This window comes from Streptomyces sp. ISL-98 (assembly GCF_018614055.1).
GTDB classification, from domain to species: Bacteria; Actinomycetota; Actinomycetes; order Streptomycetales; family Streptomycetaceae; genus Streptomyces; species Streptomyces spiramyceticus.
Map to the genome: position 1 here is coordinate 33,768 of NZ_JAGGPB010000032.1, position 14,702 is coordinate 48,469.

Annotated in this window: 13 protein-coding genes and 1 pseudogene; 5 read left to right on the plus strand and 9 right to left on the minus strand. The window is 70.5% G+C overall.

The features are described from left to right. Positions 1-3: 3 nt before the first annotated feature. The 5 genes from J7I98_RS21310 to J7I98_RS21330 all read right to left on the minus strand — a co-directional run bounded on the left by J7I98_RS21310 (position 4) and on the right by J7I98_RS21330 (position 4,705). Complete coding sequence (locus J7I98_RS21310; protein ID WP_214922651.1) at positions 4-930, minus strand: sirohydrochlorin chelatase; 927 nt, start codon at positions 928-930, stop codon at positions 4-6. Between the two features lie 95 nt (positions 931-1,025). Next, a complete protein-coding gene (locus tag J7I98_RS21315; protein ID WP_308377875.1) occupies positions 1,026-2,075 on the minus strand; it encodes a BadF/BadG/BcrA/BcrD ATPase family protein in 1,050 nt (349 codons plus the stop codon). After that, positions 2,072-2,749: a uracil-DNA glycosylase gene (locus J7I98_RS21320; protein WP_214922653.1), complete on the minus strand. Its 678-nt coding sequence runs from the start codon at positions 2,747-2,749 to the stop codon at positions 2,072-2,074. Before J7I98_RS21320 ends, J7I98_RS21315 begins: the two co-directional genes overlap by 4 nt. 110 nt (positions 2,750-2,859) lie before the next feature. Beyond that, positions 2,860-3,945 carry an exo-alpha-sialidase gene (locus J7I98_RS21325; protein ID WP_214922655.1) on the minus strand — a complete coding sequence of 362 codons (1,086 nt, stop codon included), beginning with the start codon at positions 3,943-3,945 and terminating at the stop codon, positions 2,860-2,862. Between the two features lie 91 nt (positions 3,946-4,036). After that, positions 4,037-4,705 carry a TetR/AcrR family transcriptional regulator gene (locus J7I98_RS21330; RefSeq protein WP_251020956.1) on the minus strand — a complete coding sequence of 223 codons (669 nt, stop codon included), beginning with the start codon at positions 4,703-4,705 and terminating at the stop codon, positions 4,037-4,039. A gap of 158 nt (positions 4,706-4,863) precedes the next feature. On the opposite strand from J7I98_RS21330, the gene J7I98_RS21335 reads away from it, so the two are divergent. The 5 genes from J7I98_RS21335 to J7I98_RS21355 all read left to right on the plus strand — a co-directional run bounded on the left by J7I98_RS21335 (position 4,864) and on the right by J7I98_RS21355 (position 10,301). Continuing rightward, positions 4,864-5,628 carry a class II aldolase/adducin family protein gene (locus J7I98_RS21335; protein ID WP_374225163.1) on the plus strand — a complete coding sequence of 255 codons (765 nt, stop codon included), beginning with the start codon at positions 4,864-4,866 and terminating at the stop codon, positions 5,626-5,628. A gap of 11 nt (positions 5,629-5,639) precedes the next feature. Further along, positions 5,640-7,517 (plus strand): neutral/alkaline non-lysosomal ceramidase N-terminal domain-containing protein, encoded by a 1,878-nt coding sequence (locus tag J7I98_RS21340; RefSeq protein WP_308377876.1) that lies wholly within the window; start codon positions 5,640-5,642, stop codon positions 7,515-7,517. 83 nt (positions 7,518-7,600) lie between these two features. Continuing rightward, positions 7,601-8,662 carry a hypothetical protein gene (locus J7I98_RS21345; RefSeq protein WP_214922659.1) on the plus strand — a complete coding sequence of 354 codons (1,062 nt, stop codon included), beginning with the start codon at positions 7,601-7,603 and terminating at the stop codon, positions 8,660-8,662. Positions 8,663-8,722: 60 nt separating this feature from the next. Beyond that, entirely contained in the window at positions 8,723-9,892 is a 1,170-nt protein-coding gene (locus J7I98_RS21350) for a winged helix DNA-binding domain-containing protein (protein ID WP_214922661.1), read from the plus strand. Positions 9,893-9,902: 10 nt separating this feature from the next. Then, positions 9,903-10,301 (plus strand): hypothetical protein, encoded by a 399-nt coding sequence (locus J7I98_RS21355; protein ID WP_214922663.1) that lies wholly within the window; start codon positions 9,903-9,905, stop codon positions 10,299-10,301. A gap of 132 nt (positions 10,302-10,433) precedes the next feature. On the opposite strand, the pseudogene J7I98_RS21360 reads toward J7I98_RS21355, so the two are convergent. The 4 genes and pseudogenes from J7I98_RS21360 to chvE all read right to left on the minus strand — a co-directional run. Next, a pseudogene (locus J7I98_RS21360) lies at positions 10,434-10,750 on the minus strand (hypothetical protein); the annotation flags it as partial. A 30-nt stretch (positions 10,751-10,780) separates the two neighbouring features. Continuing rightward, complete coding sequence (mmsB, locus tag J7I98_RS21365) at positions 10,781-12,019, minus strand: multiple monosaccharide ABC transporter permease (protein ID WP_214922667.1); 1,239 nt, start codon at positions 12,017-12,019, stop codon at positions 10,781-10,783. Positions 12,020-12,024: 5 nt separating this feature from the next. After that, positions 12,025-13,578: a multiple monosaccharide ABC transporter ATP-binding protein gene (gene mmsA, locus J7I98_RS21370; RefSeq protein ID WP_214922669.1), complete on the minus strand. Its 1,554-nt coding sequence runs from the start codon at positions 13,576-13,578 to the stop codon at positions 12,025-12,027. After that, the gene (chvE, locus tag J7I98_RS21375; RefSeq protein WP_214922697.1) at positions 13,578-14,699 is read right to left on the minus strand and encodes a multiple monosaccharide ABC transporter substrate-binding protein; all 1,122 of its coding nucleotides are present in this window, start codon (positions 14,697-14,699) and stop codon (positions 13,578-13,580) included. The genes mmsA and chvE overlap by 1 nt, the downstream gene beginning before the upstream one ends. Positions 14,700-14,702 lie beyond the last annotated feature (3 nt).

Genomic DNA, 14,702 nt, shown 5'->3' on the forward strand with positions numbered 1-14,702 from the left:
GTGTCAGTGGGTCGACATGCCCTGAGCCTGCTGCTGCGGGGCGATGCCGAGCGCCGTCGTGTAGTGCGACAGCGCGAGCTTGCCGATCGCCGGGTAGGCGCCCAGCGGCTCCGCCGTCGCGCAGTCCGCCTCCTTGACGGCCGCGTCGAGCAGGCTGTCCGGAACCTCCGGGCCGATCACGTACGGCGCGAGTGCGAGCTGCACCGAACCCGAACCACGCAGCTGCTCCGCGGTGGCGGCGACCGAACCCTGCTCGTCGAGCGCCGCGGCTATCACCGGTACTGCGAGACGCGCGGCCAGCAGCATGCCGGTGATCCCGGCGGCCTGCACGGCCTCCTCGCCGCCCACGGTGGCCAGGATGATGCCGTCGGCCGCCGTGGCCACCGTGAACAGCCTGGCGCGGTCGGCGCGGGACAGACCGGCCTCGGAGAGGCGCACGTGCAGTGCCTCCGCGAGCAGCGGGTGGGGGCCGAGGACGTCGGTCAGCTCGGCCGCGGCGCGGCTGTCCATGACTGCCTGCCGTATCCGGCGCATGAGGGCGCTCTCGGGACCGGCGAGCAGCGGCACCACGACGGCGACCGGGCCGTGCGGCTCTTCGACCTCGCGTCCCGCCGCGAGCGCCTGCTCGTAGCGGGCGGTGCGCTCGGCAGCGGTGCGCGCGAGGACGTTTTCGAGCGTCGGGTACTCGGCGTTGTCGCCGTCGAGGTAGCCGATTCTGGCGTCAAGGCCGGGCAGCTCGGAACGGGCGATGCTGACGACTTCCTCCGCCAGGCTGCGCGAAGCGCTGCCCGGGGTGCCGGGGACGGCGAGGACAAGCGCGGGCGCGCCCTCGGGCGCCACCACGGGTTCCGGGCGGCGGTGCCGTCCGGGCTGGCGAGGTCGCGGCATTCGTACAGGCAGGCCGGATGCGGGCCCAGTGGGGGAGCTCATGGCGCCGCATGCTACTGGCTTTCGGGGTTGGGCCGTTCGGGGAGGGGGCATTCGAGCGGTGTCTGTCCCTATTTATCCCGTGAGTCGCTTTGAGTTCAACTGCCCTGCTCTGTCGGTACGTGCAACAGGCGCCCGTCACGCGGCAGCCGCAGGTCGCCGGTGGCGAGGGATGCGGCGATGCGCACGGCCCCGGCCAGCGGGTCACCGGCCGCCGATACGGTACGTGCGTGCGGCAGTCGAGCGGAGAGTTCGGCCCGCAGGGGTACGAGCAGTGGGTCGCCGATCTTGAACAGGCCGCCGGTGAGGGCGACTTCGCACTCCCCGGACGCCGGGCAGACGGCGGCAGCTGCGTCGGCGATGTGCCGGGCCGCCTCCCGCAGGATTCCCGCCGCTACGGGGTCACCGGTTTCGCGGGGTTCGCCGGGCCCGGCCGTGGCGCACCGGGCCACTTCCGGCGCGAAGGAGGCCAGTACGGCGGGCCGGTCGGTGCGCGGGTAGAGCAGGCCGGGCAGTTCGGGCGCGGGGCCGAAGACCGCCTCCAGCGCGGCGAGCAGCGCCGGGGAGCCACCGGGACGCCCGTCATGGGCGCGCATCGCCGCTTCGAGCCCGGCCCGGCCGATCCAGGCACCGCCGCCGCAGTCGCCGAGCAGATGCCCCCAGCCGTCGGCTCTGCGCCAGGAGGCCAGATCGGTGCCCAGGGCGATCATCCCGGTCCCTGCCGCCACTACCGCCCCAGGACGCTCACCGAGCGCCCCCGCGTACGCCGTGACGGCGTCGGCGGCGAGCGCGACGCGCCGTACGCCGAGCGCACTCTCCAGCGCCGCCGGCAGCCGGGTGCGCAGGTCGTCACCCAGGGTCACCATCCCGGCCGCACCGACCGCGACAGCGCCGACGGCGACGGTGTCACCAGCAGTGCCCCCGGCGCTGCTTCCGGCACCGTCGAGAAGGGTGCGTGCCATGGGCAGCAACTGATCCAGCAGATGCGCCGCGTCGATGCCCGCGGGACCCGTGCGCACGGGCTCGCGCGACGCGGTGGTCCGCGCGCGCCCGGTGCCCGACGCGTCCGCGAGCGCCACCCGCAGCCCGGATCCGCCGGAGTCCACGCCCAGCACCCAACCGCCGTTGGGGCCGGGGCCCGGCGTCACGGCAGCCGCCAGTCCACCGGCTGCGCGCCCTGCCGGGCCAGCAGCTCATTGGTGCGGCTGAACGGCCGGGAGCCGAAGAAACCGCGGTCCGCCGACATGGGGGAGGGGTGCGCGGACTCGACGGCCGGGAGATCGCCGAGCAGCGGCCGCAGGTTGCGGGCGTCACGCCCCCACAGCACGGAGACCAGCGGAGTGCCGCGCGCGACCAGTGCCCGGATCGCCTGCTCGGTCACCTCTTCCCAGCCCTTGCCCCGGTGCGCTGCGGGCTTGCGCGGAGCCGTGGTGAGCGCCCTGTTGAGCAGCAGCACACCCTGCCGCGTCCACGGCGTGAGGTCACCGTTCGACGGCCGGGGCAGACCGAGGTCGGTGTGCATCTCCCGGTAGATGTTTTCCAGACTGCCGGGCAGCGGACGCACTTCGGGCGCGACGGAGAAGCTCAGCCCCACCGCGTGCCCCGGCGTCGGATACGGGTCCTGGCCGACGATCAGGACACGTACCTCGCTGAACGGCTGCTGAAACGCCCGCAGTACGTTCGCCCCGGCCGGTAGGTACGTCCGTCCGGAGGCGATCTCCGTACGCAGGAAGTCGCCCATAGCGGCGACCCGTTCGGCCACTGGTTCCAGAGCGTCCGCCCAGCCCGGCTCGACGATCTCTTTCAACGGTCTTGCTGCCACGGGGCGTCACTCTACTGGTGGCGCACCCGCCCGCATCAACCGATGGCCGGAGCTCAGCCGACGGTCCAGGGCGGCAGTCGATCGCCGTAGCCCGACCGACGGCCCGCAGCTCAGCCCATGACCGCCGCCCGTACGCACAGCACATCCGGCAGATGCGAGGCGAGCAGCTGCCAGCTGTCCCCGTCGTCCGCGCTCGCGAACAGCTCGCCGTTGCGATTGCCGAAGTACACCCCCGCCGGGTCCGCGTTGTCCGTGCAGAGCGCGTCGCGCAGCACCGTCCCGTAGTGCGCCTCCTCCGGCAGTCCGGCCGACAGCGGCTCCCACGTCTTGCCCGCGTCACCCGTCCGGTAGACGCGGCATTTGTTGTCGGCGGGCACCCGGTCGGAGTCCGCGGTGATCGGGAAGACGTACGCCGTGTCCGCCCGGTGCGGATGCGCCGCGGCGGCGAATCCGAACGTGGAGGGCAGCCCGGCCCCGATGTCGGACCAGTTGGCTCCGGCGTCGTCGCTCCGGTAGACGCCCCAGTGGTTCTGCAGATACAGCCGGTCGGGATCGGCCGAATCCTGGGCGATCTTGTGTACGCACTGGCCGAACTCGGGATCGGGGTCGGGCAGGAACACCGCCGACACTCCGCGGTTGGACGGCGCCCAGCTCGCCCCGCCGTCCAGCGAACGGAAGACCCCCGCCGTGGAGACCGCGACCGTCAGGGCCTGTGCGTCACGCGGATCGGTGATGACGGTGTGCAGCCCCTCGCCGCCACCGCCCGGCATCCACTGCGAGCGCGTCGGGTGCTCCCACAGCGGCCGTACCAGATCGAAGGACTCTCCACCGTCTTCGGACCGGAACAGCGCGGCGGGCTCGGTGCCGGCGTACACGACGTCGGGCGCCGCGGGCCCGGCCGGATGCAGCTGCCAGACCCGCTCCAGCGAGGCCCCGGTGAACTGCGGAAACTTCACCGCAGGCCGGGCGGGCTCGGTCCAGGTCTCGCCCAGGTCGTCGGAGTGGAAGACCGAAGGACCCCAGTGGGCGCTGTCCCCGCCGACTAGCAGCCTGGGCACCGCCCGGCGGGTGTCGATGGCGGTCGAATACACCGCCTGCGCGTTGAAATGCGGCCCGTCGAACTCCCACTGACCTCCGCGCCTGCGGCCGATGAAGAGTCCTTTTCGTGTACCTACAGTCAGCAGTACGTCGGTCATGACCGACACCTCCAGGACGCCGTTGTCTGAGATACGGGCCAGTGTGCACCCGCCGACTGACAGTGGACCTCGCAGCGGGCGTTGTCGCAGTTCAGGGCGGTGGTGCGCCCTGAAGCCGGGGCGGCGGGCCTTTCAGTTCCGCCGTCGACGCGGCCAGCAGGAGCGGCAGGAACCGTCCGGCGAGCGCGCCCGGCGTCAGCCGGTCCGGTTCGACGTAACTCTGGCCGAGCGCCCCCTCCCGCATCGCGATCACCACCCTGACCAGCTCGTCGAGGTCGACCGTGGGCCGCAGCCCGGCGCGCTCGAACAGGTCGCGGAGCAGCCCGACCGCCTCGGCCCGCAGCCGGGCGTCATGATCGGCGAGCGCCCGCGCCGCCGGCGGGTTGCGGATCGCGTACAGAGTGAATTCGGTGGTCACCAGAAACCACGTGCGCTCGTCGGGATCGATGTACGCCAGCACCTCGGCGATCCGCCGGACCGTGAGCTCGTCGTCGCCGAACGCCGCCGCGGCCTTGGTGATGCGCGCCAGTTCGCGGTCGGCGTGCGCGTCGAAGAGCGCGAAGAAGAGCTCGTCCTTGGTCCGGAAGTTGGAGTAGAAGGCGCCGCGGGTGTAGCCCGCCCTTCGGCAGATGTCCTCGATCCGGGCGCCCTGGAAGCCGGATTCGGCGAACACCTCGCGTGCCGCGTCCAGCAGCCGCGCCAGCGTCTGCGGCCGCCGCCTGGTCGTCCCCTTCGGCATCTGCCACCTTCCCGAAGTCATGTTGATTCCCAAGGCACTTGACAGCGCGTACGGCCTCGGAAAGCATCCCCACCCGTATCGGATACGCGAATGTATCCGATGGACGAGGAGGCACCATGCCCGCAGCAGCGCCGCGCCGCCCCACCATGTCCCAGGTCATCGCGGCAGTCGCGGGACCCATGCCGGAAGGCGTCTCGGTCCCGACACCTCCGACCTTCGACTCAGTCGAAGAGGAACGCCGCTACCGCAAGGAGCAACTGGCCGCCGGATTCCGCCTCTTCGGCCGGTTCGGCTTCTCCGAGGGCGTCGCCGGGCACATCACCGTCCGCGACCCCGAGAACACCGATGCGTTCTGGGTCAACCCCTTCGGGATGAGTTTCAGCCGGATCAAGGCGTCGGATCTGATCCTGGTCGGCCACGACGGCAGCCTCCTGCACGGCAACCGCCCCGTGAACCGTGCCGCTTTCGTCATCCACTCCGAGGTCCACAAGGCCCGCCCCGACGCGCTGGCCGCCGCGCACTCCCACTCGCTGCACGGCAAGGCGTTCTCCAGCCTCGGTATACCGCTCGACCCGATCACCCAGGACGCGTGCGCCTTCTTCGAGGACCACGGCCTCTACAGCGACTATCAGGGCGTGGTCAGCGACGCCGAGGAGGGCAAACGCATCGGCGCGGCCCTCGCCTCGTACAAGGCCGTGATCCTCCAGAGCCATGGCCTGCTGACGGTCGGGCAGTCGGTCGCCGAGGCCGTCTGGTGGTTCATCACGATGGAACGTTCCTGCCAGGCCCAGCTCCTCGCGATGGCCGCCGGTACGCCGAAACTCATCGACCGAGACACGGCACTGCACACCCGCGGCCAGGTCGGCGGCCACTTCGCGGGCTGGTTCCAGGCCCAGCCCCTGTGGGACCAGATCACAGCGTCCGACCCGGACCTCTTCGACTGATGAGTCACCCGGTGAGTTACCTGGCAGGGTGCGGCATCGCCGACATCACGGGTGAGGCCGCCGAGTGCGGAATGCTCGGGTACGGCAAGGCCGAACAGCAGACCAGCGGCATCCACACCAGGCTGCACGCACGGGCCTTCGCTTTTGCGGACGGTGAGCGGCGGCTGCTGCTCGTGGTCTGCGAACTGCCGCTGATGTCGGCAGGTGTCGTACGGGACGTGCTGAGCCGTCTGCCCGACGGCTACACCGAGGCCAATGTCATGATCACCGCGACGCACACCCACTGCGGCCCCGGCGGCTACTTCCATCACGCGCTGTACAACAGCAACACCGGCGGCTTCAGGGAGCAGACGTACACCGCGATCGTCGACGGCATCGTCGAGGCCGCCCTGGCCGCACACGCCGCCCTCGCCCCCGCCACGCTCCGGCTGGCCCACGGCGAACTCCTCAAGGCCAGCGTCAACCGGTCCGAGCGGGCCTTTTCCCGCAACCCGGCCGCCGACCGGGCGTGCTTCCCCGACGCCGTGGACCCGCAGACCACGCTGCTGCGCATCGAGCGGGACGGCAGGACAGCGGGCGCCGTCAACTGGTTCGCCACCCACAACACCAGCATGACCAACACGAATACGCTCATCAGCGCCGACAACAAGGGTTACGCGGCGTCGCACTGGGAGCGTTCCGCCGAGGACACGGGCCTCGTGGCCGCCTTCGCGCAGACCAACGCCGGTGACATGTCGCCGAACCTCAATCTCAGGCCGGGCAGCGGCCCGACCGAGGACGAATTCGAGAACACCCGGATCATCGGCAGCCGCCAGTACGAGGCAGCCGCCGCACTGGACGGCGACGAGATCTCCGGCGGACTGGACAGCCGCCTCACCCACGTCAACCTCTCAGCGGTGACGGTACGGCCCGAATTCACCGGAGACGGCCGTACACACCGCACCTCGGGCCCGGTCGCGGGCGCGGCGGCCTTCGCGGGCGCCTGGGTGGACGGCCCCGGTTTCAGGGGCTTCAGGCCGGGCCGCAACCTCCTCTGGGACACCCTGTCCCAGCAGGTCGTCTACCCCCTGGCGCCCCGCCTGCGCGACGCCCAGGCCCCCAAGGGGATGTGCCTGCCCGCAGGCCCGGTCAACCGCGTCCTGCCCATGGTCCAGGAGCGGCTCCCGGTCCAACTGCTGCGCATCGGCCCCCTGTACCTCGTCGGCATTCCCGCCGAGGTGACGATCGTGGCGGGCCTGCGTCTGCGCCGTACCGTCGCCGAAATCGTCGGCGCGGACCTGGCGAACGTACTGGTCGCGGGCTACAGCAATGCGTACGCGCACTACGTGACCACACCGGAGGAGTACGACGCCCAGGAGTACGAGGGCGGCAGCACGCTCTTCGGCCGCTGGGAGCTGCCGGCCCTCTGCCAGAGCGTGGCGGGCCTCGCGGAAGCGATGCGCGACGGCAGGCGGGTCGCCCGGGGCACGCCGGAGCGCATCCGGCCGCCGCGCTTCCGGTACCGGCGGCGCGGGCACGACGCGCCGCACCCCGGCCGGGCCTTCGGCGACGTCCTCACCTTCGCCCGTACGGGCAGCCTGGTCACCGCCCGCTTCGTGGGCGCCCATCCGGGCAACGACCTGCACAGGGGCGGCACTTTCCTCGCGGTGGAGCGGATGGGGAGCGGCGGAGTGTGGACCGTGGTCGCCGACGACGGCGACTGGTCGACCACGTTCCGCTGGGCCAGGGCGGGGACAGGGGCGGGCGCGTCGTCGTCCACAGTGACGATCACCTGGGCCGTCCCGCCGGACGCCGCGGCGGGCACGTACCGGGTGCGCTACTTCGGCGACACGGCGGCGGGGCCTTTCACGGGGACGACGGCGCCGTTCGACGTGGGGCGCAGCACCTGACGCGCACGTGGAACCGGGGGACGTGGCGTCGTCGTGGTACCTCCGTAAGCGATCAGCGGTACCGAGACAAGGGGAGTGCGCCGGTGACTATCGGGGCGGTGCGGATCGACGGGGACAGCTTGGTGCTGCCGGGCGGGGTGCAGGTGCGTTTCGTACGTACGCTGCGCCTGCCCGAGAAGGGGACGCACGCGCTGCCGCCCGGGCTGGGGAACTTCCCGCTGCGCAGGGTCGAGGACTACCCGGACACCGCGCCGCAGCAGTGGCTGGCCAGGGGCGGCATCATGCTGCCTGTGTACTTGCGGGAGGCGATGTGGCTCAGCTTCGCCGGGACCGCGGAGCCCGGCGCCCTCCAGGTCGGCGTGGGCAAGGTGTGCGCCGTGTCGGGGAAGCCGTGGAGTGGCCGGCTGTCCCGTGACCCGCAGAACTACCTCGTGCTGCCCCGCCAGCCGTGGCTCGACGGCATCAACTCGGGCAAGGGCACGGTGCGTCAGTTCGTGGCGGTGCCGCTGGGCATGGGCGCGACGGTGGAGGGCCAGGTCACCGGTGAGGAGACGTGGGGCGGGCTCCAGTTGCAGTCCTTCCCCCTCACCGGGGCGGCCCTGGCCGCCTGGCGCGAGGAACAGCGCCGCGAGGCGGAGCGCCGGGCGGCGATGCCCCCGCCGCCCCAGCCCGGCGGCGGGTACGGATACGGAGGGCCGGTACCCGCCGCGCCCGCCATGGCGGCCGCTCCCTTCGGCAGGCCGGGCGGCGCCCCCAGGGCCCAGGCGGCGATGGGACTGGGCGTGGGCGGCTCCATGCGCCAGGAGGTCTACAAGGACGACCGGCCGGCGTCCGACTGGGCCGGCGAGCCGTCGGGCCGGGTCTTCGTCCACCTCGTGACGCCCCCGGAGTGGCGGCGTATCACGGGCGAGGAGCCCCCGCCGTCCCCCGTGGACCGGGCCGCGTACACGCGCGCCGGACTGCCCTGGTTCGACTACTACGACGCCGAGGGCGAGGACCTGGCGCCGTCCGAGACGCTGGGCGCGGTGCTGCCCGCCGGGGAGTGGCTGGGCGACGACCACACACCGTGGCAGGAGCCCTCGCCGCACCAGGTGAAGTCGCTCGGCGACGCGCCGGGGAAGCCGGTGGCCGACGGCGACTGGTAGGAAGCCCTTCACCGTGCGGCCGGCCCCCTCCCGGACCGGCCGCACGGCACACTGATCGCCATGAACCCTGCGACCGCGACCCCGAGGTTCTCCTGGCCACAGGTGTCCGCCAGGCGGCTGGAGCGCAACGGGCTCGCCGCCCCCCTGAAGGGCGCCGGACCCGCCGGCCCGGCCGCCGTGATGTGCGGTGCGCACGCCCAAGTGCTGTCCGCCGCCGAGCTGTCGATCGGAATGCGGATGGCCGAAGGCACCCGGGCCGACGTCCGCCACGCCCTGTGGACCGAGCGCACCCTGGTCAAGACCCGGGGACCGCGCGGCACCGTACATCTGCTGAGCGCCCAGGACCTGCCGATGTGGACCGGCGCCCTCTCCGCGCTGCCCGGCGGCCGGAGCACCCAGGGGCAGGCGTCGCTGCTGACGCCCGATCAGACCGAGGCCGTCGTGGACGCCATGACGGTCGTCCTCGCGGACGCCGACCTGACCGTCGAGGAACTCACCGAAGCACTGGCCGAAGAGGCGGGCCCATGGGCCGCGGACCCGGTCATGGAGGCGTTCCAGGACAAGTGGCCCCGCTGGTTCCAGGCCGTCGACACGGCGGCCAACCGAGGCGCCCTGTGCTTCGGCCCCAGCCTCGGCCGCAAGGTCACCTACACCAGCCCCCGCCGCTGGCTGCCGGACTTCCGGCCCGCCGAGGCGCGCACGGCGCTCACGGAACTCGTCAAGCGCTACCTGTACGCCTACGGGCCCGCCACCCCTCAGCACTTCGCACGCTGGCTCGCCGCACCACCACGCTGGACGAGCGACCTCTTCGCCTCGCTCGCCGCCGAACTCCAGCAGGTCGAGCTGGAGGGCGCCCCCGCCTGGGTGGTGGCCGGGGACACGGCGATGCCCACCGCCAAGCCCCGGGGCGTGCGCCTGCTGCCGTACTTCGACGCGTACGTCATCGCGTCTCAGCCCCGGGAGCGGCTCTTCCCCGGACGGGCCTACGGGCGCGCACTGGCCGGCGGCCAGGCGGGCAACTACCCCGTCCTGCTGGTGGACGGCGTCGCGGCCGGCGTCTGGCACCAGCGCCGCTCCGGACGCAAGATCCACATCACGGTCGAACCGCTCGGTGCCCTCACCGCTGCGCAGCGCAAGGAGCTCGACGACCAGGTGGGGCGGGTCGGGGAGATCATGGAGGGCAGCACCGAACTCACCGTCGGCACGATCACGGTGGGCCCGCACGCCTGAGGAGACAGCGATGCCCGAGATCCGCATGCACACCCGTGACGGCGGTACGCACCATGTCGAGGTCGCTCCGGGTCCCGCCGGGAACGCGGAAGCGGGTCAGATCCACGTCGGAGCGCACGGCAGCGAGTACGTCCCCCTCGTCGCCACCCCCGCGCAGGCCCGGGAGCTGGCCGCAGCCCTTCTGCGCGCCGCCGACGAGGCCGAGGCGCAGGCCAGGGACACGTACGAGACCGTGAAGGCGGGCGAGCTGCGGCGCGGGGATGTGCGTACCGGCGAGCGCACGATCACGGTGGACCGCGTCAGGACCGACGGCGACACCGTCCACGTCACGTGGACGTCGGACGTCGGGCGCCAGTGGACCCAGAGCTACGCGACGGACACGGACATCAGCCTCCGGCGCCGCGCGTAGCCCCCAGCCCCCAGCCCGTAGCCCTTTGTCCGCCGAAGCTCCGGCGGCCGACGCGGCCACCGACTACTCGATCACCGTCGATCCCGCCCGCACCGGCCCCGCGATCGACAAGTCGATGTACGGCATCTTCTACGAGGCGGGGTAACCCATCTCGCCGTCTGGACTGGTCCGGCTCAGGACCAGGCCCCGGTCCGAACCCCGGCTGTAGGGCTCGAGCTGCTTGTCGAAGCCCTTGTCGCCGCCGTGAAGGCTGTTCGGCCCGTCGCCTTCAGCCGGGTTCCGCCGTTGGCGACGGTCCAGCGGTACACCTTGGTGCCGTCGGCCAGCCGGCCGAAGAGCTCCCGCCGCGCATTGCTGGCGGCCGAGGCGTGCGCGCTGCCCGCCCCCACGGGGGCCAGCCCTGCCGCCGCGGCCGTCGCGGCTATCACTGTGCGTCTGCTCGTGCTCATGTGTGCGGCTCCTCAAGAAGGCTGGGGGACTTACGAACCGACCTTGCGCTTGTTCCATACGTCGAACCCGACCGCGGCCAGCAGCACCAGACCCTTGATGACCTGCTGGTAGTCGGTGCCGATGCCGACCAGCGACATACCGTTGTTCAGCACGCCCAGGACCAGACCGCCGATGATCGCGCCGAAGACCGTGCCGACGCCGCCGCTCATCGAGGCACCGCCGATGAACGCGGCCGCGATCGCTTCGAGTTCGAAGTTCATACCGGCCTGCGGCACGCCCGCGTTCAGCCGGGCCGCGTAGACGACACCGGCCAGGGCGGCGAGTACGCCCATGTTCACGAAGACCAGGAAGGTGACGCGCTTGTCCTTGACGCCGGACAGCTTCGCCGCCGCCTGGTTGCCGCCCAGCGCGTACACATGCCGGCCGACGACCGCGTTGCGCATCACGAAGCCGAAGCCGATGAGAAGCACCGCGAGCAGCAGCAGAACCACTGGCACGCCCCGGTAGCTGGCGAGGGTGAGAGTGAAGGCGAAGACGGCCGCGGCCATCGCCACGCACTTGGTCAGGAACAGCGACCGGGGGAGGACTTCGAGGTCGTAACTCTGCTGCCTGCGGCGGTCCCTGACCTCCTGGACCAGGGCGAAGGCGAGCAGCCCGAGCCCCAGCAGCAGGGTGAGGTTGTGGTAGTTCGTGTCGGGGCCGAGCGAGGGGAGGTAGCCCGTGGAGATCTTCTGGAAGCCCTCGGGGAACGGGCCGATGGAGCGCGAGCCGAGGAGGATCTGCGTACCGCCACGGAAGAGCAGCATCCCGGCGAGCGTGACGATGAACGACGGGATGCCGACGTACGCGATCCAGAACCCCTGCCAGGCCCCGGCGACCGCCCCGATGACCAGGGCCAGGGCCAGTGCGAGCACCCACGGCACGTCCTGTTCGACCATCATCACCGCACACGCGGCGGAGACGAACGCGGCCAGCGAGCCGACCGACAGGTCGATGTGGCCGGAGATGATGACGATCATCATGCCGATGCCGAGAACCAGGATGTAGCTGTTCTGGAGCACCAGATTGGTGACGTTGTTCGGCTGGAGCAGCACGCCGTCGGTCCAGATCGCGAAGAGCGCGACGATCAGCGCGAGGGCGATGAGCATCCCGTACTGGCGCATGTTGCGGCGCATCGCCTCCAGCAGGAGCGTGCTGACGGCGGAGCCTCGCGGCTCGGCGACGGCCGGCCCCGAAGGCTGCGGCTTGTCGGTGGTGACCGGGCCCATCTGTCCTACCTCTTGTCCGTGGTCATGTGTCGCATCAGAACTTCCTGGGTCGCGTCCGCCCGCTCGATCTCACCGGTGAGCCGGCCGGCGGACATCGTGTAGATGCGGTCGCACATGCCGAGCAGTTCGGGGAGTTCGGAGGAGATGAAGACGACGGCCTTGCCCTCGGCGGCGAGCTTGTCGATGACCGTGTAGATCTCGTACTTGGCGCCGACATCGATGCCGCGGGTCGGTTCGTCGAGGATCAGCACGTCCGGACCCGCGAAGATCCACTTGCTGAGTACGACCTTCTGCTGATTGCCGCCGGAGAGCCTGCCGACCTGCTCGAAGACCGTCGGCGCCTTGATGTTCATGCTCCTGCGGTACGACTCGGCGACCCTGGTCTCCTCGTGCTCGTCGACGATGCCGCGCCGTGCCACCTTGGGCAGGGCGCTCAGGGTGATGTTGCGTCCGATGGTGTCGATGAGGTTGAGGCCGTACTGCTTGCGGTCCTCGGTGACGTACGCGATGCCGTGGCCCACCGCCTCCGGGACGGTCCTGGTAGGGATCTCCTTGCCGTCCTTGAGGACCGTGCCGCTGATGTTGCGCCCGTACGACCGCCCGAAGACGCTCATCGCGAGCTCGGTGCGGCCGGCGCCCATCAGCCCTGCGATGCCCACGATCTCGCCCCGGCGGACGTGGACCGAGACGCCGTCGACGACCTTGCGCTGCTGGTCGATGGGGTGGTGCACGGTCCAGTCGCGGACCTCTAGGGCTGGATTTGCGCCCGCCTCGCCCTCGTACGCCGTCCGCTCGGGGAAGCGGTGGTCGAGATCGCGGCCGACCATGCCGCGGATGATCCGCTCCTCGGTCGTCTCTTCGGCCCTGACGTCCAGGGTCTCGATGGTCCGGCCGTCGCGGACGATGGTCACCGAGTCGGCGACCATCGCGATCTCGTTGAGCTTGTGCGAAATGATGATCGAGGTGATGCCCTGACTCTTCAACTCCAGGATCAGATCGAGGAGTTTGGCCGAGTCCTCGTCGTTGAGCGCGGCCGTCGGCTCGTCGAGGATCAGTAGCTTCACCTCCTTGGAGAGCGCCTTGGCGATCTCCACGAGCTGCTGCTTGCCGACCCCGATGTCCGCGACCCGCGTCTGCGGATGCTCGTTGAGTCCCACGCGCCTGAGCAGGGCGGAGGCGTGCTTCAGCGTCTCGTTCCAGCTGATGAACCCGCCCTTGGCGTGCTCATTGCCGAGGAAGATGTTCTCGGCGAGGGAGAGATACGGCACCAGGGCGAGCTCCTGATGGATGATCACGATGCCGTGGGCCTCGCTGGCCCGGATGTCCTTGAAGGCACAGTGTTCGCCGTCGAAGAGGATGCTCCCCTCGTAACTCCCGTGCGGATGAACCCCGCTGAGGACCTTCATCAGCGTCGACTTGCCCGCGCCGTTCTCGCCGCAGATGGCGTGGACCTCGCCCCGTTCGACGGTCAGCGTGACATCGGAGAGTGCCTTGACCCCGGGGAAGGTCTTGACGATCGAGCGCATCTCCAGGACGGGCCCCGCCGGTGGCCCCGCCATCAGAGGTCGCTCGCCTTGATGTAGCCCGAGTCGACCAGAACGGAGCGGTAGTTGCTCTTGTCGACGCTGACCGGGTCGAGCAGGAAGGACGGCACGACCTTCTTCTCGTTGTTGTACGTCTTGGTGTCGTTGACCTCGGGCTTCTTGTTGTTCAGTACGGCGTCCGCCATCTGCACGGTTTGCTTGGCGAGGGCCCGGGTGTCCTTGTAGACGGTCTGGGTCTGCTGCCCCGCGATGATCGACTTCACCGAGGCAACCTCGGCGTCCTGCCCCGTCACGACCGGGTAGGGCTTGGCCGAAGTCCCGTAGCCGTCCGACTTGAGCGCGGAAAGGATGCCGATGGAGATCCCGTCGTACGGGGAGAGGATCGCGTCCACGTCGTCATTGCCGTACGCCTTGGTGAGCAGGTCGTCCATGCGCTTCTGGGCGGTGCCGCCGTCCCAGCGGAGCGTGGTGACCTGGTCGAGCTTGGTCTGGCCGCTCCTGACGACCAGCTGCTTCTTGTCGATGTACGGCTTGAGCGTCTTCCACGCGCCCTGGAAGAAGTAGCGGGTGTTGTTGTCGTCGGGGGACCCGGCAAACAGCTCGATGTTGAACGGCCCCTTCTTGCTGCTTTTGCCGCCGTCCTTCAGGCCGAGCTTTTCGATGATGTACGTGGCCTGGAGGACGCCGACCTTCTCGTTGTCGAAGGAGGCGTAGTAGCCGACATTCGGGGATCCGAGGATCAGACGGTCGTAACTGATGACCTTGACGTCCTGGTCGGCGGCCTGCTGGAGGACGTCGCTGAGCGCGCGGCCGTCGATGGCCGCGATCACCAGGACGTCGACGCCCTTGGTGATCATGTTCTCGACCTGTGAGACCTGCTGGTCGACGTCGTCCTCGCCGTACTGCAGGTCGGTCTTGTAGCCGAGCTTCTCGAACTGCTCGACCATGGTGTTGCCGTCGGCGATCCAGCGCTCCGAGGACTTGGTCGGCATCGCGATACCGACGGTGGAACTGCCCGCGGACTTCTTCTCCTTGCTGCCGCCCTCACTGCTCTGGCCGCAGGCGGAGAGGGACAGGGCCAGCGCGGTCGTGGTGACGGCGGCAGCGGTCGCGGCTCGGGATATGCGTCGTCGCATGAC

What these genes read in the sequence shown, in the direction of transcription:
- J7I98_RS21355 (WP_214922663.1), top strand. Translation starts at nt 9,903, where the DNA reads ATGCCCGAGATCCGCATGCACACCCGTGACGGCGGTACGCACCATGTC.
- J7I98_RS21310 (WP_214922651.1), bottom strand. Translation starts at nt 930, where the DNA reads ATGAGCTCCCCCACTGGGCCCGCATCCGGCCTGCCTGTACGAATGCCG.
- chvE (WP_214922697.1), bottom strand. Translation starts at nt 14,699, where the DNA reads ATGCGACGACGCATATCCCGAGCCGCGACCGCTGCCGCCGTCACCACG.
- mmsA (WP_214922669.1), bottom strand. Translation starts at nt 13,578, where the DNA reads ATGGCGGGGCCACCGGCGGGGCCCGTCCTGGAGATGCGCTCGATCGTC.
- J7I98_RS21330 (WP_251020956.1), bottom strand. Translation starts at nt 4,705, where the DNA reads ATGACTTCGGGAAGGTGGCAGATGCCGAAGGGGACGACCAGGCGGCGG.
- J7I98_RS21335 (WP_374225163.1), top strand. Translation starts at nt 4,864, where the DNA reads ATGCCGGAAGGCGTCTCGGTCCCGACACCTCCGACCTTCGACTCAGTC.
- J7I98_RS21325 (WP_214922655.1), bottom strand. Translation starts at nt 3,945, where the DNA reads ATGACCGACGTACTGCTGACTGTAGGTACACGAAAAGGACTCTTCATC.
- J7I98_RS21350 (WP_214922661.1), top strand. Translation starts at nt 8,723, where the DNA reads ATGAACCCTGCGACCGCGACCCCGAGGTTCTCCTGGCCACAGGTGTCC.
- mmsB (WP_214922667.1), bottom strand. Translation starts at nt 12,019, where the DNA reads ATGGGCCCGGTCACCACCGACAAGCCGCAGCCTTCGGGGCCGGCCGTC.